Raw genomic sequence first — 22,240 nt, 5'->3', positions numbered from 1 at the left:
ACTTTTACCCTAATCAACGATCCTTTAACTCATATAAACTTACTTAATATTGTTATGAACCGAAAGTATATTGTTGAATTATCAGAAGAAGAAAAACAAGAATTAATAGACTATTGCAAAAAAGGCATGGTCAATGTTCGAAAGTACAAGCGGGCTGCTATTTTGTTAAAAGCTGACCGTTGTAGATATACAACAGAGCAAATATGTGAAGCAGTTCAAGTGAGCTCTTCCACCGTATTTCGAGTCAAACGCCAGTTTGTTGAAGAAAATCTAGCGGCAGCTTTGAATGAAGGTGCACGAAGTGGTGCAATGAGAAAAACTTCTGCGAAAGATGAAGCAACGTTAATCGCCACAGCTTGCACTAAGCCACCAACAGGTCACGCTAGATGGACATTATCTTTACTTGGAGAGCGATTAGTTACGTTAACCGATTTAGATAGTATCTCGTATGAAACAATACGGAGGCGCCTTAAAGAGAATGCACTAAAGCCATGGCAAAAAAAGATGTGGTGTGTGGCGACAATGGATGCTGAATATATCGCGCGGATGGAACATGTGCTCGAGTTGTATGCTGAGCCAGCAGATGAGTTAAACCCCATAATTAACTTTGATGAGGCGATGAAACAACTTGTAGATGATACTCGACCGGCACAACCAATGAAGCCGGGGCAGACTAAGCGGTTAGATTATGAATATAAACGTGTAGGTGTGGCCAACTTATTTGTATTCTTCGATCGCCATCGAGGGTGGCGGCATGTTAAAGCAACAGAAAGAAAGACGAAAATTGACTTTGCTAATTGTATGAGGGATTTAGTTGATCTTCATTATCCACATGCGAACAAAGTAAAAGTTGTGTTAGATAACTTATCAACTCATACAGAAGGAGCGTTATATAAAGCATTTTCTCCACAGGAAGCACGGCGGATTTTAAATAAACTAGAATTACATTACACACCAAAACACGCGAGTTGGCTAAATATGGTCGAGATAGAAATTGGTAATATGAATAAGCAATGTTTAGATAGACGTATAGCAAGCATGGAAGAACTAAAGACAGAACTCGCGGCCTGGGAATGGATCCGGAATAAAGAAAGAACAAGTATAAACTGGATGTTTAATGTTGAGTTAGCTCGTGAAAAACTTCAGAGGTCCTATGGTGCCCTCAACTAGTCAGAACTTGTGTGATGAAGTACTAGGTTCTAGGTTCTAGACAAAGTGTACTTGTAGGAATGGCTAAGCCGTGAATGTGTTTGTTAAGGTCTGAATTCGACACTGAAGTGCCTCCTACGGGGTTTTGTTGCTGAGGATGATTCTGTACAGGACAACCCCACAGTTCAACTGACGTCTGACGGCTGAAAGCTGACAGCTTCAAACGCAAAAAAGCCCGACTCTTTCGAATCGGGCTTTCTCTTATTTGGAGCCTGGCGATGACCTACTTTCACATAGCAGCTGCTACACTATCATCGGCGCTGTTTCGTTTCACTACTGAGTTCGGCATGGGGTCAGGTGGGTCCAAAACGCTATTGTCACCAAGCAAATTTTGTTTAATTCGCTCATCTGAGCAAATTAATAAATTCGGAAATCTGATATCTTCTTACAGCTTAAAGCTTATGGCTTACAGCTTCGTAAAATCTACTTTAGTGTCTTAACTTCTGTCTGTTACGCTGTCATAAAACGCGTTTGGCGTTGTATGGTTAAGCCTCACGGGTAATTAGTACAGGTTAGCTTAATGGCTCACACCACTTCCACATCCTGCCTATCAACGTTGTAGTCTTCAACGGCCCTTCAGAGACTTTAAAAGTCTAGTGAGAACTCATCTCGAGGCCTGCTTCGCGCTTAGATGCTTTCAGCGCTTATCAGTTCCGAACGTAGCTACCGGGCAGTGCCATTGGCATGACAACCCGAACACCAGCGGTTCGTTCACTCCGGTCCTCTCGTACTAGGAGCAACCCCTCTCAATTCTCAAACGCCCACGGCAGATAGGGACCGAACTGTCTCACGACGTTCTAAACCCAGCTCGCGTACCACTTTAAATGGCGAACAGCCATACCCTTGGGACCGACTTCAGCCCCAGGATGTGATGAGCCGACATCGAGGTGCCAAACACCGCCGTCGATATGAACTCTTGGGCGGTATCAGCCTGTTATCCCCGGAGTACCTTTTATCCGTTGAGCGATGGCCCTTCCATTCAGAACCACCGGATCACTATGACCTACTTTCGTACCTGCTCGACGTGTCTGTCTCGCAGTTAAGCTGGCTTCTACCATTACACTAACCGTACGATGTCCGACCGTACTTAGCCAACCTTCGTGCTCCTCCGTTACTCTTTGGGAGGAGACCGCCCCAGTCAAACTACCCACCAGGCACTGTCCGTAACCCCGATTAGGGGCCAACGTTAGAACATCAACACTACAAGGGTGGTATTTCAAGGACGGCTCCACAAAAACTAGCGTTTCTGCTTCAAAGCCTCCCACCTATCCTACACATGTAGGGTCAATGTTCAGTGCCAAGCTGTAGTAAAGGTTCACGGGGTCTTTCCGTCTAGCCGCGGGTACACAGCATCTTCACTGCGATTTCAATTTCACTGAGTCTCGGGTGGAGACAGCGTGGCCATGGTTACACCATTCGTGCAGGTCGGAACTTACCCGACAAGGAATTTCGCTACCTTAGGACCGTTATAGTTACGGCCGCCGTTTACCGGGGCTTCGATCAAGAGCTTCGTCCGAAAACTAACCCCATCAATTAACCTTCCGGCACCGGGCAGGTGTCACACCGTATACGTCATCTTGCGATTTTGCACAGTGCTGTGTTTTTAATAAACAGTCCCAGCCACCTGGTCACTGCGGCTCCCGTCCGCTTAGAGAGCAAGTCTCATCACAGATAGGAGCGTACCTTCTCCCGAAGTTACGGTACAATTTTGCCTAGTTCCTTCACCCGAGTTCTCTCAAGCGCCTTAGTATTCTCTACCTGACCACCTGTGTCGGTTTGGGGTACGATTCGGTATAATCTGAAGCTTAGAGGCTTTTCCTGGAAGTATGGCATCAACAACTTCACACCCTTGGGTGCTCGTCTCGTGTCTCAGTCTTAGCGACCCGGATTTTCCTAAGTCACCAACCTACTCACTTTCACATGGACAACCAACGCCATGCTTGTTTAGCCTGCTCCGTCCCCCCATCGCAATTATACCAAGTACGGGAATATTAACCCGTTTCCCATCGACTACGCCTTTCGGCCTCGCCTTAGGGGTCGACTTACCCTACCCTGATTAACATGGGATAGGAACCCTTGGTCTTCCGGCGTGCGGGTTTTTCACCCGCATTATCGTTACTCATGTCAGCATTCGCACTTCTGATACCTCCAGCAAACCTCCCGGTTCACCTTCAACGGCTTACAGAACGCTCCCCTACCACTCAAACAAAGTTTGAATCCGCAGCTTCGGTGCATAGTTTAGCCCCGTTACATCTTCCGCGCAGACCGACTCGACCAGTGAGCTATTACGCTTTCTTTAAAGGATGGCTGCTTCTAAGCCAACCTCCTGGCTGTCTGGGCCTTTCCACATCGTTTCCCACTTAACTATGACTTTGGGACCTTAGCTGGCGGTCTGGGTTGTTTCCCTCTTCACGACGGACGTTAGCACCCGCCGTGTGTCTCCCGGATAGTACTTTACGGTATTCGGAGTTTGCAAAGGGTTGGTAAGTCGGGATGACCCCCTAGCCTTAACAGTGCTCTACCCCCGTAAGTATTCGTCCGAGGCTCTACCTAAATAGATTTCGGGGAGAACCAGCTATCTCCCGGTTTGATTAGCCTTTCACTCCTAGCCACAGGTCATCCCCTAACTTTTCAACGTTAGTGGGTTCGGTCCTCCAGTTGATGTTACTCAACCTTCAACCTGCCCATGGCTAGATCACCGGGTTTCGGGTCTATACCTTGCAACTATACGCCCAGTTAAGACTCGGTTTCCCTACGGCTACCCTAATCGGTTAACCTCGCTACAAAATATAAGTCGCTGACCCATTATACAAAAGGTACGCAGTCACCCTCGAAGGGCTCCTACTGCTTGTACGTACACGGTTTCAGGTTCTATTTCACTCCCCTCACAGGGGTTCTTTTCGCCTTTCCCTCACGGTACTGGTTCACTATCGGTCAGTTGGGAGTATTTAGCCTTAGATGATGGTCCACCTATATTCAGTCAAAGTTTCACGTGCTCCGACCTACTCGATTTCACTTAAGATGCATTTTCGTGTACGGGACTATCACCCTGTATCGTCAAACTTTCCAGAATGTTCCACTAACACATAATAAGCTTAAGGGCTGGTCCGGTTTCGCTCGCCGCTACTTCCGGAATCTCGGTTGATTTCTGTTCCTACGGGTACTTAGATGTTTCAGTTCTCCGCGTTCGCCTCTTACACCTATGTATTCAGTGCAAGATACCTGCAAGCAGGTGGGTTTCCCCATTCGGAAATCCTAGTCTCAAGCGCTTTTTACTAGCTTGACTAGGCTTATCGCAAGTTAATACGTCCTTCATCGCCTCCAACTGCCAAGGCATCCACCGTGTACGCTTAGTCACTTAACCATACAACCCAAACGGGTCTTTGTTAGTGACAGCTGTTAACTTCGCCAGAAGTTAATTCATCAAATAATGATGAGAATACTAAAGTAGATACCGATTAATCATTGCTGATTAACTGGCATATTTTTTACTTTTGAAAACTCTTTATAGATACAAGTATCTATAAGAATTTTAATATCAGCTTTCCAAATTTTTAAAGAGCAAGAGAATAAACTTCTCAAAATTAAACACACTCTATTCTCAAGCAGTTTATTACCTGATTAAGAATGTTTATTTTTAAGGAGTAAAAGTGGTGGAGCTAAGCAGGATCGAACTGCTGACCTCCTGCGTGCAAGGCAGGCGCTCTCCCAGCTGAGCTATAGCCCCACATATGCTGGTACTTATTATTTGTAACCGACTTTGTTTCCAGACAAGGCATGGTACAACGACGTTTAGTACACTAAACGAGGCGTGCCATAACGAAGTATGGGAGCAAAGTGGTGGGTCTGAGTAGATTTGAACTACCGACCTCACCCTTATCAGGGGTGCGCTCTAACCAACTGAGCTACAGACCCAAACAATAAGTGTTGTTCTCTTTACAATTAACAATCATCTGTGTGGACACTACGAACAAATAAGTTCTAAATCGTATAAGGAGGTGATCCAGCCCCAGGTTCCCCTAGGGCTACCTTGTTACGACTTCACCCCAGTCATGAATCACTCCGTGGTGAACGTCCTCCCGAAGGTTAGACTATCCACTTCTGGAGCAACCCACTCCCATGGTGTGACGGGCGGTGTGTACAAGGCCCGGGAACGTATTCACCGCGTCATTCTGATACGCGATTACTAGCGATTCCGACTTCATGGAGTCGAGTTGCAGACTCCAATCCGGACTACGACGCACTTTAAGTGATTCGCTTACCCTCGCAGGTTCGCAGCACTCTGTATGCGCCATTGTAGCACGTGTGTAGCCCTACACGTAAGGGCCATGATGACTTGACGTCGTCCCCACCTTCCTCCGGTTTATCACCGGCAGTCTCCTTAGAGTTCCCGACCGAATCGCTGGCAACTAAGGATAGGGGTTGCGCTCGTTGCGGGACTTAACCCAACATCTCACAACACGAGCTGACGACAGCCATGCAGCACCTGTATCAGAGTTCCCGAAGGCACCAAACCATCTCTGGTAAGTTCTCTGTATGTCAAGTGTAGGTAAGGTTCTTCGCGTTGCATCGAATTAAACCACATGCTCCACCGCTTGTGCGGGCCCCCGTCAATTCATTTGAGTTTTAACCTTGCGGCCGTACTCCCCAGGCGGTCTACTTAATGCGTTAGCTTTGAAAAACAAGTCCGAAGACCCGAGCTTCTAGTAGACATCGTTTACGGCGTGGACTACCAGGGTATCTAATCCTGTTTGCTCCCCACGCTTTCGTACATGAGCGTCAGTGTTGACCCAGGTGGCTGCCTTCGCCATCGGTATTCCTTCAGATCTCTACGCATTTCACCGCTACACCTGAAATTCTACCACCCTCTATCACACTCTAGTTTGCCAGTTCGAAATGCAGTTCCCAGGTTGAGCCCGGGGCTTTCACATCTCGCTTAACAAACCGCCTGCGTACGCTTTACGCCCAGTAATTCCGATTAACGCTCGCACCCTCCGTATTACCGCGGCTGCTGGCACGGAGTTAGCCGGTGCTTCTTCTGTAAGTAACGTCACAGCTAAGTGCTATTAACACTTAACCTTTCCTCCTTACTGAAAGTGCTTTACAACCCGAAGGCCTTCTTCACACACGCGGCATGGCTGCATCAGGCTTGCGCCCATTGTGCAATATTCCCCACTGCTGCCTCCCGTAGGAGTCTGGGCCGTGTCTCAGTCCCAGTGTGGCTGATCATCCTCTCAAACCAGCTAGGGATCGTCGCCTTGGTGAGCCATTACCTCACCAACTAGCTAATCCCACTTGGGCTAATCTTATGGCGTGAGGCCCGAAGGTCCCCCACTTTGGTCCGTAGACATCATGCGGTATTAGCAGTCGTTTCCAACTGTTGTCCCCCACCATAAGGCATATTCCCAAGCATTACTCACCCGTCCGCCGCTCGCCGCCCAACAAATCCCCCGAAGGTTCAATGTTGTCGCTGCCGCTCGACTTGCATGTGTTAGGCCTGCCGCCAGCGTTCAATCTGAGCCATGATCAAACTCTTCAATTAAAAGTTTTTTCTGTCCCGAAGGACATGCTCAATGAATTCTGAATTTTGATATCTTTCGATATCGAATTGACTGTGCTGAAACAAGTAAACTTGTTTCCGTTGGTCACTCAGTTCAATTGAGACTCTAAATTTGTTTGCGTTACTTAGTAAACTAAGCTTCGCTGTTAGAACCCAATCTGTACGAGTGCCCACACAGATGATTGCTTTATATTGTTAAAGAACGTTGCGACATTGTCGCTAGGGATGCGTATAATACATCCTTAATTTTTCGAGTCAACACTTAATTTCAAACTTTCTTTCGATTATTTGAAACCGAAGTTTCACTTAACTCTGTGTCACTTTGTTCAGCGCCTTTCGTTGCTGCCCGCCGTGTCAGTGGGGTCGCATTATAGGGAGATGGATTTTTTACGCAAGCACTTTTTTCAATAAAATTTAAAAAAATGTACTGTTCGCTCAGCTTTTGAACTAAACACCCTAAAACTGGGTGTTTTGCAGTCAATTTAGGCCTGTTTGGGTGTATTTATTTGCTTCGCTGTTACACTAGACTGAGCGCATTTTAAAATTAAAAGGTGAATTTATGACTATCCGTTCTTATAAAGGGATCACTCCGACATACGATAATAGTGTTTATATTGATGAGTCATCGGTTTTAGTAGGTGATATATCGCTTGGTAAAGATTCAAGTGTATGGCCTCTTGTTGCTGCGCGAGGTGATGTTAACTATATACGTATTGGTGAACGTACGAACATTCAAGATGGCAGTGTTTTACATTTAACCCGTGCCTCTAAGTCAAACCCCGATGGCTACCCTCTTATTATTGGTGATGATGTCACTGTTGGTCATAAGGTTATGCTACACGGTTGCCAACTTGGTAATCGTATACTTGTTGGTATGGGCGCAATAGTAATGGATAACGCAGTTGTTGAAGATGATGTGATCATTGGTGGTGGTTCACTGGTACCACCTAACAAGCGTTTAGAGTCTGGTTACCTTTATGTAGGTAGCCCTGTAAAACAGGCTCGCCCTTTAACAGAGCAAGAGCGCGCCTTTTTAAAAATCTCTGCTGATAATTATGTTCAGCTTAAAGATGAATACTTAGCTGAGGGCTAAAACACTTCGGTTAATTCAATTTGTCCTGCCGAGTTATACTGCTCATCTTCGATCAGTTGCTCGGCGAGCTCTTCGTAATCGAAACGATAAGATTCAAAGTAATTAACCGCACTGCTTTGATCTGCAAAATCATACTTGCTGGTATCAATAACACACTCCACCATCAAACCACTTACTTGTGCGAAGAATACCAACTGTTTTTCTTCAGGCTTAAATTCGAGTCTGTCTATAAATTGGATAGCTTGATTCACGCAATTTCTCCTGCTTTAAGCGCGTTAACAACGGGAATAATTTCTGGCATTTTATTGCGCCATACAAAATAAGCTTGTGCTGCTTGGCCAACTAGCATGCCACAACCATCGAGTGTTAAACATGCTGGGTTAATCGACTTAACCCAACTAATAAATGCGGTATCGTCATTAGCGTAAAACATATCGTAAGCGCACTGACACTTAGCAACATGGTCTTCAGCTATACCCGGCAGGTCTCCAGTTACACTACTTGAGGTTGAATTAATCACCACATCATAGTTGTTTGCTGGGATATCATTTAAAGCAAAGCCCTGTACATCTATTTCACCATTAAAATGACTCGCTAGTGCCTTTGCTTTTTCGGCGGTACGGTTGGCTATTGTTAAGCTTTCGATATGCTCATTCAATAGTGGTTGAATGACACCTCGCGCTGCACCACCGGCGCCAATAAGAAGAACTCGCAGCCCTTTTAAGGTGACATTATTGGCTAAAAGATCTTTAACAAGTCCTACACCATCGGTGTTATCACCCAGTAGGCTGCCATCGTCAAGCTGTTTAATAGTGTTTACGGCTCCAGCAATTTTCGCTTGCTCTGTTAGTTCATCGACCATGGCAAACGCTTGCTCTTTAAACGGCAAAGTGACATTAACCCCTTTACCACCAGCAGCGAAAAACTCAGCGACAGTTTTTTCAAATGCATCTGTTGGTGCTAAAATGGCACTGTATTGTATTTGCTCGTTTAATGATGCAGCAAATTGTGCGTGTATTGCGGGTGATTTCGAATGTTTTATTGGATTTCCAAAAACCGCGTATTTGTCCATAGTGAAGCAACCTCTTCGCCCTGTAGAGCTTTATTAATATTATGATTAAACGACTTTTTTCTAAATCGAAACCAACGCCTGAAACACCTACCCCAGAAAAAACACCTTACGAAATTATTGGCGGTGAAGCAGGAGCTCGAGCAATTGCAAATCGATTTTACGACATAATGGCCACAGATGAATACGCCAAACCATTATATGATATGCATCCGCAGCCTTTAGATAGAATTCGCCAAGTCTTCTTTGAGTTTTTATCTGGCTGGCTGGGCGGTCCTGACCTATTCGTTGAAAAATATGGTCACCCAATGCTAAGAAAGCGTCACATGCCTTTCCCTATTGATCAAGACCTACGTGACCAATGGATGCATTGTATGAATAAAACGCTTGATATCGAGATTGATAACCCACTACTTCGCGAAGGGTTAAGACAGTCGTTATCGCAACTCGCCAGCCATATGATCAATCAAAACTAACGAAGCTTTGCGCTATATCAATGTACGCTTTTTCTAAATAAAGATAATAAATTTTCCTTAATTTAGAAAAAGCGTCGTCGAATGAAGTCTATCCAATTTAAAATTTATGCCTTGTTAGCACTAACAGGCGTATTGGTATTATTTGCCAGTATATTTAGTAGTGCCCAGCAACAACATGAATTAGCAAGAGATACCGTTGAAAGTAACATAAAACTGCTTGCCGATAATTACTTTGATTCTATTAATACCATGATGCTGACAGGCACTATGGCTAATCGTGAAATTCTAAGTACTAAATTAAGAAGCCACCCTAATATTGAAGACGCTCATATCATACGTAGTCCAATCGTTAATAAAATTTATGGGCCAGGAAATGCCAACCAAGTTGCGACTAACGATGCTGAGCGAAAAGCACTAACAGGCACTGAAGCACTATTTATTGATAATCAAAAAAGTACGATGACTTATCTAAAGCCTATGTTTGCTCGCAGTGATTATAAAGGAACAAACTGCTTAGGCTGCCATCAAGCACAAGAAGGTGATGTGTTAGGTGTAGTAAAAATTAGTTATTCGTTGGCTGATATTGAGCAAGAAGTATCGCAAAACACCTTAATGAACACGCTACTATTAGCGGCTATTTTCATTTCGGCTTTCTCACTACTAGCAGTGATGTTTAGAAAAATTTTCATCAAACGCTTAAAAGTCATTAGCCATACCATGCACTTGGCAACCACCAATAAAGATTTAAGCCTCACGGTAGACGACAGTAATAATGACGAGCTTAGCTCTCTTGCCACCAGCTTTAATCACATGATTGGTGCGTTTAAAGATAATATTGCTCAAGTTTCTCATTCTTCTAAGGTATTGATCCACTCTGCCGAAAGCATTTATGCCTCAGCGGATGCAACCGAGCAAGCGATCTTAAAGCAAAAGCAAGGGACAGATTCGGTCGCTGCCGCCATCAATGAACTAGAAAGCTCATCAAGCGAAGTTAAAAACACCACCCATTTTGCATCTGAAAAGTCAGAGCACAGTAATCAACTTGCACAACAAAGCTTACATGTTGCTGAGCACACTGAGCAAAGTATTAATCAACTTGCGGCAGATGTTAGAGCAGCTGCCGAGCAAGTAAGTCAACTGCAAACCCAAACGTTAGACGTTGGTAAAGTACTCGAGGTGATCAGTAGCATTGCCGAGCAAACTAACTTACTTGCACTTAATGCAGCCATTGAGGCGGCTCGTGCTGGTGAAGCTGGCAGAGGCTTTGCTGTGGTAGCCGATGAAGTACGTACTTTAGCGACCCGCACCCATGACTCAACCGACGAAATTCGCCGCACTATCGACAAGCTACAAAGTGAAGCGGCACAAACCGTTAATACCATGAATAACTCTTGCGAAGAAGCAGACGAAAGAGCTGTGCAAGTTAAGCAAGTAGCTAAAGCATTACGTGATATTTCTTCACAAATGAGTGAGATAAACCAACTTAACGTGCAAATTGCTGATGCCACTGAACAGCAAAACCTCGCGGCTGAAGAAATTAACCAAAGTGTTATCGCAATTAGTGACAATGCCGAGCACTCATTAGTCGATGCCCATGAAAACCAAAAAGTCAGTGAAGAGCTGTTGTCGTTAGCTCGTTCACTTGATGAGCAAGTAAGACGCTTTAAATTAAGCTAAATTGCGCACTTTTCGTGCAACTGCTAGAGTTGTTTTATGCATTTCATAGTAAATAAGGATGTTTAAATGAAATTTATAACAACTCTTTTAGTCTGTATTGGAATTATTGCGGCGCTATTATTTACCTATCAGCACAGCGTTAACGATACTGCTGATCAACTAAGCACTGTTAATGAATATATACATCGTGATGATATTCAACAGATTGCTCAATCTCTTCTCAGCCAAGATAAAACCTCACAAAGCGATAAGTATGAACAAAGTATTGTTGGTGGTTTTGATAAGCTTATTCAGCACCCTGAATATTTTGAGGTGAAACTTGATTTCTATGCCTGTGATATCAGTCAATGCTTAACACAGGTTAGCGCCCCCATTGATACAACACCTGATAAGCTAAAGATATTAAAAGCAGAAGTGCTATTTAGTGTATTGGCAGAGCTGCCAAGCAGTGAAAGTGTTGCCACCCTCGTAGAGGGTGACAACGCAATGTTGGTTCGAGTGGTTTCAATACTTGATTAAAGCTGCCATTGACGTGCAACTAAATCAGATTCTTTGCTATTTAACCAATCTTGCGGGCGTAAATAGTACTGATATAGCTTAGCTTCTGGGCTATCTGCAGCAGGTACATAGTTATATTCCCAACGAGCTAATGGTGGCATCGACATCAAAATTGATTCAGTACGTCCACCGGTTTGTAAGCCAAATAATGTGCCGCGGTCCCAAACAAGATTAAACTCAACATAACGACCACGACGATACAGTTGGAAATCGCGTTGCTGTTCGGTTGTTGGCGTGTCTTTGCGGCGCTCAATTATAGGAAGGTAAGCATCTAAAAAACCATTTCCTACCGCCTGCATAAAGGCAAAGCTTTGTTCAAAGCCAAGCTCATTTAAATCATCAAAGAATAAGCCACCAACACCACGTGTTTCACTGCGGTGTTTTAAATAAAAGTAATCATCACACCAGTTTTTATATTTATCGTAAACCTCAGCACCGAATGGCTGACATAAATCGCTAGCCACCTGATGCCAATGTTGTACATCTTCAAAAACAGGGTAATAAGGGGTTAAATCAAAACCACCACCAAACCACCAAATTGGCTCTTCGCCTTCTTTTTCGGCAATAAAGAAACGGACATTGGCATGGCTAGTTGGAATATGTGGATTATTAGGGTGAATCACTAATGACACACCACATGCATGAAAACTACGACCAGCGAGCTCTGGACGATGTGCTGTTGCTGATGCTGGCATTGAAGCACCAAACACATGCGAGTAGTTTACCCCACCCTGTTCGATGACATTACCACCTTGGATAACACGCGTACGGCCACCACCGCCTTCTGCACGTTGCCAATTGTCTTCAACAAATTTTGCTTTGCCGTCAGCATTTTCAAGGCCCTGACAAATTGTATCTTGTAAGGCCATTAAGTAGGTTTTAACTTGTTCGAGTAGCTCGCTTTGCATGTTTATCCTCTAAATACTTTACCGGTCGCTGCGTCTTTAATCACACTTGGTTGGCTGTTGCCACCTAACGGCTCATCAACATAAAAATCTACTGTGTCTGCAAATTCGCTTTTCGCTTGTGCGATAGTCATTACCGTTTCTTGACCGGTTAAGTTTGCACTTGTTGAAACCAACGGCTTACCAAATTGCTGACACAGGGCTTTTACTGTTGGGTGATCAGTTACACGCACTGCAATAGTATCAAACTGACCCGTTAACCACTTTGGCGTTTCTTTTGCTGCTGGCATCACCCAAGTGATAGCACCTGGCCATTGTGAAAAGATATCAGCACGTTTATCCATGGGGATTTTGGCATCATCTACATACTTTAATAACTGGCCATAATTGTCAGCAATTAAAATTAAGCCTTTTTCTACAGGGCGTTGTTTGATGGCTAAAAGCTTTTCAACCGCAGCTTGGTTATCAGGATCGCAACCAAGACCAAAAACAGCTTCGGTTGGGTAAACAATTACACCGCCTTGCTGCAAAGCGTCAATTGCATTGGCTGGTTGTGCAACAGGATCAGACAAAGAAACTCTCCTAAATAAACAAATTACAAGTGCATTAAGATTCGACTAACTTATGCATACACGACTTCTGCGGGCATTGTAACACAACACCTGAAGCTGTTTTCTTTTCGGTCATAATTGGCCACTGGCAGGCCGGGCACTCGGTCGCCACAGGTTTGTGATTAAGGGTATATTTACAGCGCGGATAGCCATCACAAGAATAAAAGGTTTTGCCAAACTTATTACTACGCGCAACCAGCTGGCCTTTTTTGCATTTAGGACAAGCAGGTAATTGAGGAGCATCGTCAGGCTCTTCATCATGAGCAATATAGTGGCACTCAGGATAGCCAGTACACCCAATAAACATACCGTAGCGGCCATTTTTAATTACTAATGGCTTACCACACTCTGGGCAGGCACTGTCTTCGAGTACTTTTATTTGTTGGCTATCGTGATGAGCTAATGGGCGGATAAAGTCACACTTTGGGTAACTGGCACAGCCTAAGAACGGCCCTGACTTTGAGTTGCGCATAACCAATTCAGAACCGCATTTAGGGCAAACCTCATACTCTTTTTCGAGTGCATGTTTATCTGCAGAAAAAAGAGAATGGTCGATTTTACTCATAAGATTCCTGTGGGGTTGGCTAATTTTCGCCTAATATACCCAAACTCAACAAAGATACAAGCAAAGTCGAATTAATGTAATACATCGGCTGGCTCGTCAAATATTAAGTCTTCCATTTGTGCGTAAGCTTGCTCTGACCCTGGTACATTAAATAACACCATTAGCACCACCCACTTTAGGTCTTCCAAAGAAATAAATGGTTTATCTAGAGCACAAAGTCTATCTATCACCATTTCGCGAGTTACGGTGTTAATTACACCTATTTGCTCGATAAACATTAAAAAGCCGCGACACTCAACACTTAACATTTGGCATTCACTATCAGTGTAAATACGCATAGCATGTTGTGGTTGGGCATTAAGGTACGGGTAGATATCGCTTTGTTGTAAGTCAGCAAGTTGCTCTAGCCAATCAAGGGCTTTGTAGATTTCAGGTTTATTGAAGCCAGCACGAACCAACTCATCGGTAAGTTCGTTCTCTTCAGTAAAGATTTCAGCTTCACTATGGATATAGTTTTCAAAAAGATACATGAGGATGTCAAACATGTTTATGTCCTCCTAGTCTTATATAACCATCTAGTACTCGTTCGATTTTATCTGCGAGCTCTAGGTCGAGTAACCGAGCTTGTACTTCGTCTACAGGTAATTGGCTGCGCTGTGTTATTTGATCAACACTTGTTACCTCATACCCTATACTTTTGAACACTGGGCAGTCGGGTTCATCTGCAATAGGCTGTTCTATACTATATAGACTGTTTTCACAGAAAAAGCTCACTTCATCAAGAATATCAGTAATATTTTCTGTCAATTTAGCGCCTTGCTTAATTAAAAAATGGCTTGCCTCTGATAGTGGGCTTTTTATCGAACCCGGCACGGCAAACACCTCTTTATTTTGCTCAAGCGCATAGCGCACTGTCACCAATGAGCCACTTTTAATTTGCGCTTCGACAATCAACACTCCTAATGATAATCCAGAGATAATACGGTTTCGGCGCGGAAAATTAGCGGCATTAGCAGCCGTTCCCGGTAAGAACTCAGAAACCAATAAGCCCCGCTCAGCAACCTGTTTAATGAGTAAGCGATGGCGTTTTGGATAAGCAATATCGATACCCGTACCAAGTACGGCAATGGTGTTTCCTGACCCTGCTAATGCGCCTTTATGGGCTGCACCATCAATTCCCATAGCCATACCTGTTGTCACCGTCATGCCAACAGCAGAAAGTTGATGGGCAAACTCAGCAGCGACTTCAAGCCCTGTCGGTGTGGCATTACGACTACCGACAATTGCTATTTGCGGTGACAGTAATAGTTCTGTGTTACCTAAACAAAATAATAAGATAGGTGCATTGGCTATTTGCTTGAGTAAGGGCGGATAGCTGCTATCAAAATAGCTTATGACTTTGATTTTAAGTCTTGCTATTAACTCTTGGTAGTGGGCTACTAACTGCCAGTCAGTATTAACTAAGTTATCGGCTTGGCTTTGTGATAAACCCAGCTGCTGAAGCTCTAAACTAGATAGCTTAAATAGCTCATCCAGTGGCTGTCTTTGACTTAATGCAATAAGGCTTTTTATTCCAAGCCCTTTACATAAATAAAAGGCAAGCCAATGGGATAGCTTGCCTGAAACCTGTGCCATGCTCCCTCCTTAGAGCGCCCAAATTGTGAGTTAGTTTATAACTGCATAATCTCCAACTCGGATCGGGTGCTGATTCTTCACAATCAATGCGTAGCTAACGTTGTCATATACCTTAAACACCATTAACTCACCGACTTTTTCCTTTGGCATGTGCCATACATTACTGTCTTCATCGCTTTCAATTCCTAACACATCATTTGCATCAGTCATGAATTTCTCAAGACTGTTAGAATCTTCGCGGTAACGCGGACCATTGCGGCCGTCATACACTTCAGGTGATTGACGCTGAATATCAAGTACAAAACCTGGTTTCACTTGGTCTGAACCTAAGTTTAGTACAACAATGTCCATGGTACTAAATTCACGCATTTCATTAGCTGCGGCGATAATAGTGCCATCTAAAGTAGCTTCAGGGCGTTTCATAGTGAAATAGGCTGGCAACATTTGCCCTTCCATCGCCGGCATTAAAAAGTCATGCGGCTTAATTTCTTGTTTTACCAGTTCAACTTTAACTGAGGCAGGTACGCCGTTTTCTACGTCACCGCTTCTAAATGCGCGAACAATCGCCACTAATTCCGCTTTATTCGCTAGTACTTCATTGGTATTTGGATCAACAAGATCATTGCCTTTACGGTATACGCCATAAGCTTCGTTAAGTGTTAAGTCACCTTTAACGTAAAGCGTATGGCCCATAGTATTCATTTTGGTATTAACACTGGCACCCAAAATATATGGTTTTTGTGCAATAACATCGGCGCTAATCGCTTGCTCATAACTCAAATATGGGCGCAGCAACTCCAAAGGCAACGTCGGCACTGCTTGCTTGCCTTTTGGTGTAATTCGCCCTTCTGGAGAGAGTTTTTTATAACGCGCATTTTTAACTAAACGAGGATTTCCGTCTTTATCGTAAATTAAAGTGAGCGCATCACCCGGGTATATTAAATGCGGATTCGCAATTTGCGGGTTCATTTGCCATAAATCAGGCCATTGCCAAGGTTCATCAAGATACACGCCCGAGATATCCCAAAGCGTATCGCCTTTTTTGACAACATATTGTTTTGGTGCATCTTTTTTAATTGTTAAAACATCAGCAGCTACCGGAAAAGCACAGCTAATGGCTAACAAAGCCGCAACTAGTGGGTATCTCATTTGGCTTCCTTGAGTTGTTTTTAGATTATTATCGACCAAAACCTGTTAAAGGTGAACACGAATGGCTAAAATAAGAGCATACAATACCCTAAATGAATCACAAGTGTAAAAGGTAACTATGGCTAGGTTAGAAGTTTTGAGATTTCCGGATGAGCGTTTACGTACAATCGCGAAAGAAGTACCAGAAGTAAACGATGAAGTTCGTCAAATCGTAAAAGACATGCTTGAAACTATGTATGACGAAAACGGTATCGGCTTAGCAGCGACGCAAGTAGATATCCACCAGCGAATTGTGGTGATCGACGTATCTGAAGAGCGCGACCAACCGTTAGTGTTAATCAACCCAGAAATCACCAAAAAAGATGGTTCAACGGTGAGTGAAGAAGGCTGTTTATCTGTTCCTTACTCATACGCAAAAGTTGACCGCGCAGAAACAGTTACTGTTAAAGCGCTTAATGAAAACGGTGAAGAGTTTAGCCTTGACGCTGACGAGCTATTAGCGATTTGTATTCAGCATGAGCTTGATCACCTTAAAGGCACCCTATTTATTGATTATCTATCGCCTTTAAAGCGCCAACGTATCCGTAAAAAGCTTGAAAAAGAAGCTAAGCTGGCTGCTAAATCATAAGTTAATCAATAGGAATATCTGTGACACAACCATTACGCATTATTTTTGCTGGTACGCCGGATTTCGCTGCGCGCCATTTACAAGCACTGATTGACTCAGAGCACGAAGTTGTTGGTGTATATAGCCAACCGGATCGACCAGCGGGCCGAGGTAAAAAGCTAAAAGCCAGTGAAGTTAAAGAACTGGCACTTGCTCATGATTTACCTGTATTTCAACCGCAATCACTAAAATCAGATGAAGCACTTGCAGAGCTTACCAGCCTGAACGCCGATATTATGATTGTGGTGGCGTACGGCTTACTGTTACCAAAAGCGATTTTAGATGCACCGCGCTTAGGCTGCTTAAACGTGCATGGCTCTATTTTACCGCGCTGGCGTGGTGCTGCACCGATCCAACGTGCTATTTGGGCTGGTGACAATGAAACCGGTGTAACAATAATGCAAATGGATGAAGGCTTAGATACCGGCGATATGCTGCATATCAGCCGTTGCCCGATTGATAGCACAGAAACCAGTAGCTCTTTATACGATAAATTAGCTGCACTTGGTCCTGATGCACTGATCAGTACAATCAATCGTCTTGCTGCAGGTGAAATCACCCCAGAAAAGCAAGATGACGCACAAGCAAATTACGCCAAGAAGCTATCAAAAGACGAAGCCAATATTGATTGGTCAATGGATGCTGCGCAAATTGAGCGTAATATCCGTGCCTTTAATCCATGGCCTGTTTGCTTTACTGAAATGGCAGGACAAACGGTAAAAATTTGGCAAGCCGAAGTTGTATCGCAAACTGCACAAGCCGGTAAAATCATTGCTGCTGATAAGCAAGGTATTACCGTTGGCTGTGGGCAAGATGCACTTAAAATCACCCTTCTTCAACCACAAGGTAAAAAACCAATGGCTGTTACTGACTTTTTAAATGGTCGCAGTGATTGGGTTGAACCTGGCTCAGTATTAGGTCAAAGCAATGAGTAATGTAAGAGCACTTGCTGCTGAAACCCTCTATAACGTGGTCGATAAAGGTGCATCACTAAATCAAGAACTACCTTTTGCAAGCCAAGGATTATCGCCGAAAGATAAAGCCCTACTACAACAAATTTGCTACGGTGTGCTGCGCTATTTACCTAGCCTAGAAAATTATTGTCAGCAACTTTTAGATCAACCACTTAAAGGTAAGCGCCGTATTTTCCAGTTCTTGTTGTATGTGGGTATTTACCAACTTCAACACATGCGTGTACCGCCTCATGCAGCCATCAGCGAAACGGTTAATGCGCTTCAGCAAATGCGCGCACTGGGTTTAAAAGGCCTGATTAACGCTATTTTACGCAGTTTCCAACGTGAACAAGTTGAGCTTGAAGAAAAAGCAAAGCAAATTCCTGTTTGCAAATTTAACCACCCAGGTTGGTTTATCAAACAAGTAACCGCAGCTTACCCTGATAACTGGCAAGAAATCCTTGAAGCGAATCAGCTGCAAGCACCTATGTGGTTACGTGTAAACCAAGCGCAATATAGCACCCAAGAATACAGCGAGATGCTTAAAGCAAATGATATTGAGCATACCCTTAATGCTGATTTTCCTGATGGTATTAAACTAGCTAAACCGTGTGATGTATACGCACTGCCAGAATTTGATACCGGTGCCTGCTCAGTTCAAGATGCAGCGGCACAATTAGCAGCACGCTTTTTAGATCCTCAAAATGATGATGTCATTTTAGATGCGTGTGCAGCGCCAGGTGGTAAAACGTGTCATATCCTAGAGCTTGCTGATGCCGACGTATTAGCACTTGATAGCGACAGCGAGCGCCTAGAACGTGTTAAGCAAAACTTAGTGCGTATTGGTTTAGCTGCCGATTTACAATGTGCCGATGCTTCACAACCTCACATCTGGTGGGATGAGCAGCAATTTGACCGTATTTTGCTTGATGTGCCTTGTTCAGCAACTGGCGTGATCCGTCGTCACCCTGATATTAAATGGTTACGTCGTGCATCTGATATTGAAGATCTGGCTAATTTACAAGGCGATATCTTAAATAGCATCTGGCCTCTACTTAAGCCTGGTGGTACGTTAGTTTATGCGACCTGCTCTGTATTACCGCAAGAGAACCAACAACAAGTTGCTAAGTTCCTTGCCAATAATCCAAGTGCTGAACACATACCTTTGCATGAAAACGACACCCCTACTTTACCTGGCCTGCAATTATTGCCTGGTGAAAGTGACGGTTTCTATTATGCAAAGCTAGTTAAAAAACACTAATAAGAACAAGCTATGAAAATAATCATACTCGGTGCCGGACAAGTTGGTGGCACACTGGCAGAAAACCTCGTAGGTGAGCAAAATGAGATCACCGTTGTCGATATCGACGGTAACCGTTTGCGTGAGCTACAAGATAAGTACGACTTACAAGGTGTTACTGGCCACAGTGCGCATCCCGATGTATTGCGTCGCGCAGGCGCAGAAGACGCCGATATGATTATTGCCGTAACCAGTTCAGATGAAGTGAACATGGTTGCTTGCCAGGTTGCTTATAGTATTTTTAACACGCCAACCAAAATTGCCCGTATTCGCTCAGAGCAATACTTAAAGTACCGTGAAAAGCTATTTCATAACGACGACTTACCTGTTGACCACTACATTGCTCCAGAAGCGCTGGTAACTAAGTATATTCGTCGCTTAATCGACTATCCGGGTGCTTTACAGGTATTACAATTTGCCGATGGCATGTTATCGCTAGTTGCGGTGAAAGCCTATTACGGTGGTTTGCTGGTGGGTTATGCACTTTCAGCCTTGAAAGAGCACATCCCGAATGTCGAAACCCGGGTAGCGGCTATTTATCGTCAAGGTAAAGCGATTAAACCGCTTGGCACAACGGTTATCGAAGCGGACGATGAAGTGTTCTTTATCGCTGCAACAAAGCATATTCGAGCAGTTATGAATGAGCTGCAAAAGCTCGAACGTTCATACAAAAAGATCATGATTGCTGGTGGTGGTAATATCGGTGCGGGCCTTGCGCGTTCACTTGAGAAAAACCACAGTGTGAAGCTGCTTGAGCGCAATAAAGAGCGCGCAGCACAGCTCTCTGAAATGCTTGATAACACCGTGGTATTTTGTGGCGATGCTTCTGATCAAGAACTGTTATCTGAAGAACATATTGAACAAGTGGATGTGTTCATCGCGGTTACTAACGACGATGAAGCAAACATTATGTCTGCGATGCTGGCAAAGCGTATGGGCGCACAAAAAACCATGGTGCTTATTCAGCGTGGCGCTTATGTAGACCTAGTTCAAGGTGGTGAGATTGATATTGCTATTTCACCTCAGCAAGCCACTATCTCGGCGCTGTTAACACACGTTCGCCGTGGTGACATTGTTAATGTTTATTCGTTACGTAAGGGCGCAGCAGAAGCCATTGAGGCTGTCGCTCATGGTGATGAGCATACTTCTAAAGTTGTTGGCCGAGCAATTGCTGATATCAAACTACCTGCTGGAACAACCATTGGTGCAATTGTGCGTAACGATGATGTACTGATTGCCCATGACGATACGGTTATTCAGTCGGGCGACCATGTAATCATGTTCTTGATTGATAAAAAGCACATTACAGTTGTTGAAAAGCTGTTCCAAGTAAGTGCTATCTTCTTGTAAAAAAGCTTATAAACGAAAAAAGCAGCCATGACAGCTGCTTTACGACTCTTGAAGTGAAAGTACCTAACTTTTCTAAAAGATTCTATTGAATTTGAGCGAACTCTTCTTTTGAAAGTTCGCCATTACCATCACTATCTAGCTCTGGAAATAACTTTTCAAGCTGCATATTTGCAGACGCTTCCTCTTTGCTGATCACACCATCACCGTCAGTATCGAATGTTGAAAAGCTTACGCCTTGTGCAAAGGCTGCTGATGACGTTGCTAGTGCTAAAATTGCGATTGTTGTGCTTAACTGTTTCATAATAACTACCTTAAATTTGAAAAGAGTGAAATCCGTTTCTGAGATCCCTGTTTAGTGGAAATTGGTATAACTACGTATTAATTCAGTTATTCGGCTTCAGAGAACTCAGCTTCTGTAAGAACGCCGTCGCCATTCACGTCTAATGTTTTAAACTGCGACATAATTTTTGCGTCAACGGCTGCTTCACTTTTGCTAACCACGCCGTTACCGTCTACGTCTAAGGTGTCAAAATCAGTTGCTGCAAAAGCTGCTGAAGAAGATGCAAGAGCGATTAAAGCTAATGTTTTGTTTACTGTTTTCATAATCATATTCCTTCAATTTTAAGAGTGTTAGCTGATCACACTTCCAGTGTTGTCCTTTGTCATGGATTCCCTTATCCATTTAGGCTGTCTTTGGCAGCTCAGAACTAATCAGCTAAATAAACTGGTTTTGCTTAATCACATTAAGCTTTTGAAAATTCTTGTTTCGATAACTCACCGTTACCGTCAGTGTCTAATTCACTGAATTTGCTCATTAGCTCTGCATCTACCGATGCTTCGCTTTGGCTGATAACACCATTGCCATCAACATCTAGAGTATCGAAATCACTCATCGCAAATGCTGCAGATGAAGATACAAGTGCCATAAGTGCTAGTGTTTTATTTACTGTGTTCATAATGTCATTCCTTCAAAATGTGCTGTCTTGAGTTAGAAGTCCTTTTCAGCGTGTCCTTACAATGAAATTAAGCTTTTGAGTACTCTTGTTTAGACAGCTCACCGTTGCCGTCTGTATCAAGCTCTTTAAATTGGCTCATTAACGTTTCGCTTACTGATGCTTCGCTTTTGCTGATAGCGCCATCGCCATTAACATCCAGTGTGTCAAAGTCAGCGGCAAACGCTGCTGATGAAGTTGCAAGAGCTACAAGTGCTAAAGTTTTGTGTAACGTTTTCATAATCACTATTCCTTCAATGTTGTCTCAACTGTGATAAAGGATATGTTCCTGAATCAGTTTTTCTCTGTGTTCGCTAAGACTATTTCAACTTCGATGCCAAAGTTAAAAAGAACAATAAAATCAGTGCATTAAATTAAAATATCGAGAATTAGGGGGAAATAACGCGATTTTTTTGTTGCTGTTTTGCAACAAGCTCGGTGGTTGGTTTTACGCTTCTTTTAAAATCAATA

Annotated in this window: 21 protein-coding genes, 2 tRNA genes and 3 rRNA genes; 9 read left to right on the top strand and 17 right to left on the bottom strand. The window is 43.7% G+C overall.

Translation table 11 applies throughout. The features are described 5' to 3' along the window. Positions 1-54: 54 nt before the first annotated feature. Positions 55-1,170: an IS630 family transposase gene (locus J8Z28_RS00205; protein ID WP_250659374.1), complete on the top strand. Its 1,116-nt coding sequence runs from the start codon at positions 55-57 to the stop codon at positions 1,168-1,170. Positions 1,171-1,419: 249 nt separating this feature from the next. On the opposite strand, the gene rrf is transcribed toward J8Z28_RS00205, so the two are convergent. From rrf to J8Z28_RS00180, 5 genes are all read right to left on the bottom strand, one after another. Further along, positions 1,420-1,534: ribosomal RNA gene (gene rrf, locus J8Z28_RS00200) — 5S ribosomal RNA — on the bottom strand. Positions 1,535-1,690: 156 nt separating this feature from the next. Next, positions 1,691-4,573, bottom strand: a 23S ribosomal RNA gene (locus J8Z28_RS00195). A 287-nt stretch (positions 4,574-4,860) separates the two neighbouring features. Then, positions 4,861-4,936 (bottom strand) — tRNA-Ala (locus J8Z28_RS00190). A 111-nt stretch (positions 4,937-5,047) separates the two neighbouring features. Then, positions 5,048-5,124: transfer RNA gene (locus J8Z28_RS00185), tRNA-Ile, on the bottom strand. Positions 5,125-5,200: 76 nt separating this feature from the next. Continuing rightward, positions 5,201-6,751: ribosomal RNA gene (locus J8Z28_RS00180) — 16S ribosomal RNA — on the bottom strand. The 16S, 23S and 5S rRNA genes sit together here with 2 tRNA genes alongside, the layout of an rRNA operon. 577 nt (positions 6,752-7,328) lie before the next feature. Between J8Z28_RS00180 and J8Z28_RS00175 the strand changes: the two genes are divergently transcribed. Then, the gene (locus tag J8Z28_RS00175) at positions 7,329-7,862 is read left to right on the top strand and encodes a gamma carbonic anhydrase family protein (protein WP_058583694.1); all 534 of its coding nucleotides are present in this window, start codon (positions 7,329-7,331) and stop codon (positions 7,860-7,862) included. Here J8Z28_RS00175 and J8Z28_RS00170 read toward each other — a convergent pair. Next, positions 7,859-8,113, bottom strand: a complete 255-nt coding sequence (locus J8Z28_RS00170) for a DUF1488 family protein (RefSeq protein WP_054563787.1) — start codon at positions 8,111-8,113, stop codon at positions 7,859-7,861. The two genes, J8Z28_RS00175 and J8Z28_RS00170, sit on opposite strands and share 4 nt — an antisense overlap. Next, the gene (gene aroE, locus J8Z28_RS00165) at positions 8,110-8,934 is read right to left on the bottom strand and encodes a shikimate dehydrogenase (RefSeq protein WP_062564613.1); all 825 of its coding nucleotides are present in this window, start codon (positions 8,932-8,934) and stop codon (positions 8,110-8,112) included. The genes J8Z28_RS00170 and aroE overlap by 4 nt, the downstream gene beginning before the upstream one ends. A gap of 41 nt (positions 8,935-8,975) precedes the next feature. Between aroE and J8Z28_RS00160 the strand changes: the two genes are divergently transcribed. The 3 genes from J8Z28_RS00160 to J8Z28_RS00150 all read left to right on the top strand — a co-directional run bounded on the left by J8Z28_RS00160 (position 8,976) and on the right by J8Z28_RS00150 (position 11,603). After that, positions 8,976-9,407 (top strand): group II truncated hemoglobin, encoded by a 432-nt coding sequence (locus J8Z28_RS00160; protein WP_054554758.1) that lies wholly within the window; start codon positions 8,976-8,978, stop codon positions 9,405-9,407. A gap of 81 nt (positions 9,408-9,488) precedes the next feature. Beyond that, positions 9,489-11,084, top strand: coding sequence for a methyl-accepting chemotaxis protein (locus J8Z28_RS00155; RefSeq protein WP_054563785.1), 1,596 nt, complete (start codon positions 9,489-9,491; stop codon positions 11,082-11,084). Between the two features lie 66 nt (positions 11,085-11,150). Then, the gene (locus J8Z28_RS00150; RefSeq protein ID WP_250659703.1) at positions 11,151-11,603 is read left to right on the top strand and encodes a hypothetical protein; all 453 of its coding nucleotides are present in this window, start codon (positions 11,151-11,153) and stop codon (positions 11,601-11,603) included. On the opposite strand, the gene hemF is transcribed toward J8Z28_RS00150, so the two are convergent. From hemF to J8Z28_RS00120, 6 genes are all read right to left on the bottom strand, one after another. Then, a complete protein-coding gene (gene hemF, locus J8Z28_RS00145) occupies positions 11,600-12,550 on the bottom strand; it encodes an oxygen-dependent coproporphyrinogen oxidase (RefSeq protein WP_062564611.1) in 951 nt (316 codons plus the stop codon). The two genes, J8Z28_RS00150 and hemF, sit on opposite strands and share 4 nt — an antisense overlap. A gap of 2 nt (positions 12,551-12,552) precedes the next feature. Then, positions 12,553-13,119: an L-threonylcarbamoyladenylate synthase type 1 TsaC gene (tsaC, locus tag J8Z28_RS00140; RefSeq protein ID WP_062564610.1), complete on the bottom strand. Its 567-nt coding sequence runs from the start codon at positions 13,117-13,119 to the stop codon at positions 12,553-12,555. Between the two features lie 34 nt (positions 13,120-13,153). Further along, positions 13,154-13,723 (bottom strand): DNA topoisomerase family protein, encoded by a 570-nt coding sequence (locus J8Z28_RS00135; RefSeq protein ID WP_062564609.1) that lies wholly within the window; start codon positions 13,721-13,723, stop codon positions 13,154-13,156. A 71-nt stretch (positions 13,724-13,794) separates the two neighbouring features. Further along, a complete protein-coding gene (locus tag J8Z28_RS00130; RefSeq protein ID WP_054563780.1) occupies positions 13,795-14,268 on the bottom strand; it encodes a DUF494 family protein in 474 nt (157 codons plus the stop codon). After that, a complete protein-coding gene (gene dprA / locus J8Z28_RS00125) occupies positions 14,261-15,358 on the bottom strand; it encodes a DNA-processing protein DprA (protein WP_062564608.1) in 1,098 nt (365 codons plus the stop codon). Before dprA ends, J8Z28_RS00130 begins: the two co-directional genes overlap by 8 nt. 30 nt (positions 15,359-15,388) lie before the next feature. Further along, on the bottom strand, positions 15,389-16,507 hold the full coding sequence (locus J8Z28_RS00120; protein WP_054563778.1) for a LysM peptidoglycan-binding domain-containing protein: 1,119 nt from the start codon (positions 16,505-16,507) through the stop codon (positions 15,389-15,391). 118 nt (positions 16,508-16,625) lie between these two features. Here J8Z28_RS00120 and def point away from each other — a divergent pair, with 118 nt between their 5' ends. Genes def through trkA form a run of 4 tightly spaced genes read left to right on the top strand, consistent with a single transcriptional unit; the run spans position 16,626 to position 20,777 of the window. Then, positions 16,626-17,135, top strand: a complete 510-nt coding sequence (gene def, locus J8Z28_RS00115) for a peptide deformylase (RefSeq protein WP_054554770.1) — start codon at positions 16,626-16,628, stop codon at positions 17,133-17,135. 20 nt (positions 17,136-17,155) lie between these two features. After that, entirely contained in the window at positions 17,156-18,109 is a 954-nt protein-coding gene (gene fmt / locus J8Z28_RS00110) for a methionyl-tRNA formyltransferase (protein WP_055199321.1), read from the top strand. Then, positions 18,102-19,388 carry a 16S rRNA (cytosine(967)-C(5))-methyltransferase RsmB gene (gene rsmB, locus J8Z28_RS00105; RefSeq protein WP_054563776.1) on the top strand — a complete coding sequence of 429 codons (1,287 nt, stop codon included), beginning with the start codon at positions 18,102-18,104 and terminating at the stop codon, positions 19,386-19,388. The genes fmt and rsmB overlap by 8 nt, the downstream gene beginning before the upstream one ends. Before the next feature lie 12 nt (positions 19,389-19,400). Further along, positions 19,401-20,777, top strand: a complete 1,377-nt coding sequence (trkA, locus tag J8Z28_RS00100; protein WP_054563775.1) for a Trk system potassium transporter TrkA — start codon at positions 19,401-19,403, stop codon at positions 20,775-20,777. 82 nt (positions 20,778-20,859) lie between these two features. Here trkA and J8Z28_RS00095 read toward each other — a convergent pair whose 3' ends face one another. From J8Z28_RS00095 to J8Z28_RS00080, 4 genes are all read right to left on the bottom strand, one after another. Beyond that, the gene (locus tag J8Z28_RS00095; protein WP_054563774.1) at positions 20,860-21,078 is read right to left on the bottom strand and encodes an EF-hand domain-containing protein; all 219 of its coding nucleotides are present in this window, start codon (positions 21,076-21,078) and stop codon (positions 20,860-20,862) included. 86 nt (positions 21,079-21,164) lie between these two features. Further along, positions 21,165-21,380: an EF-hand domain-containing protein gene (locus tag J8Z28_RS00090; RefSeq protein ID WP_055022185.1), complete on the bottom strand. Its 216-nt coding sequence runs from the start codon at positions 21,378-21,380 to the stop codon at positions 21,165-21,167. A 140-nt stretch (positions 21,381-21,520) separates the two neighbouring features. After that, entirely contained in the window at positions 21,521-21,733 is a 213-nt protein-coding gene (locus tag J8Z28_RS00085; protein ID WP_054554776.1) for an EF-hand domain-containing protein, read from the bottom strand. A 67-nt stretch (positions 21,734-21,800) separates the two neighbouring features. After that, positions 21,801-22,010 carry an EF-hand domain-containing protein gene (locus tag J8Z28_RS00080; RefSeq protein WP_054563772.1) on the bottom strand — a complete coding sequence of 70 codons (210 nt, stop codon included), beginning with the start codon at positions 22,008-22,010 and terminating at the stop codon, positions 21,801-21,803. Positions 22,011-22,240: the final 230 nt, after the last annotated feature.

Origin of the sequence: Pseudoalteromonas sp. SCSIO 43088 (assembly GCF_023650795.1) — a bacterium.
GTDB lineage: Bacteria > Pseudomonadota > Gammaproteobacteria > Enterobacterales > Alteromonadaceae > Pseudoalteromonas > Pseudoalteromonas shioyasakiensis.
The sequence above is the reverse complement of the archived record's forward strand: the minus strand, read 5'-3'. Positions and strand labels throughout refer to the sequence as shown.

What these genes read in the sequence shown, in the direction of transcription:
- hemF (WP_062564611.1), bottom strand. Translation starts at nt 12,550, where the DNA reads ATGCAAAGCGAGCTACTCGAACAAGTTAAAACCTACTTAATGGCCTTA.
- J8Z28_RS00120 (WP_054563778.1), bottom strand. Translation starts at nt 16,507, where the DNA reads ATGAGATACCCACTAGTTGCGGCTTTGTTAGCCATTAGCTGTGCTTTT.
- def (WP_054554770.1), top strand. Translation starts at nt 16,626, where the DNA reads ATGGCTAGGTTAGAAGTTTTGAGATTTCCGGATGAGCGTTTACGTACA.
- aroE (WP_062564613.1), bottom strand. Translation starts at nt 8,934, where the DNA reads ATGGACAAATACGCGGTTTTTGGAAATCCAATAAAACATTCGAAATCA.
- J8Z28_RS00205 (WP_250659374.1), top strand. Translation starts at nt 55, where the DNA reads ATGAACCGAAAGTATATTGTTGAATTATCAGAAGAAGAAAAACAAGAA.
- J8Z28_RS00095 (WP_054563774.1), bottom strand. Translation starts at nt 21,078, where the DNA reads ATGAAACAGTTAAGCACAACAATCGCAATTTTAGCACTAGCAACGTCA.
- J8Z28_RS00135 (WP_062564609.1), bottom strand. Translation starts at nt 13,723, where the DNA reads ATGAGTAAAATCGACCATTCTCTTTTTTCTGCAGATAAACATGCACTC.
- rsmB (WP_054563776.1), top strand. Translation starts at nt 18,102, where the DNA reads ATGAGTAATGTAAGAGCACTTGCTGCTGAAACCCTCTATAACGTGGTC.
- J8Z28_RS00130 (WP_054563780.1), bottom strand. Translation starts at nt 14,268, where the DNA reads ATGTTTGACATCCTCATGTATCTTTTTGAAAACTATATCCATAGTGAA.
- J8Z28_RS00080 (WP_054563772.1), bottom strand. Translation starts at nt 22,010, where the DNA reads ATGAAAACGTTACACAAAACTTTAGCACTTGTAGCTCTTGCAACTTCA.
- J8Z28_RS00090 (WP_055022185.1), bottom strand. Translation starts at nt 21,380, where the DNA reads ATGAAAACAGTAAACAAAACATTAGCTTTAATCGCTCTTGCATCTTCT.
- J8Z28_RS00150 (WP_250659703.1), top strand. Translation starts at nt 11,151, where the DNA reads ATGAAATTTATAACAACTCTTTTAGTCTGTATTGGAATTATTGCGGCG.
- trkA (WP_054563775.1), top strand. Translation starts at nt 19,401, where the DNA reads ATGAAAATAATCATACTCGGTGCCGGACAAGTTGGTGGCACACTGGCA.
- J8Z28_RS00160 (WP_054554758.1), top strand. Translation starts at nt 8,976, where the DNA reads ATGATTAAACGACTTTTTTCTAAATCGAAACCAACGCCTGAAACACCT.
- J8Z28_RS00085 (WP_054554776.1), bottom strand. Translation starts at nt 21,733, where the DNA reads ATGAACACAGTAAATAAAACACTAGCACTTATGGCACTTGTATCTTCA.
- dprA (WP_062564608.1), bottom strand. Translation starts at nt 15,358, where the DNA reads ATGGCACAGGTTTCAGGCAAGCTATCCCATTGGCTTGCCTTTTATTTA.
- J8Z28_RS00155 (WP_054563785.1), top strand. Translation starts at nt 9,489, where the DNA reads ATGAAGTCTATCCAATTTAAAATTTATGCCTTGTTAGCACTAACAGGC.
- J8Z28_RS00175 (WP_058583694.1), top strand. Translation starts at nt 7,329, where the DNA reads ATGACTATCCGTTCTTATAAAGGGATCACTCCGACATACGATAATAGT.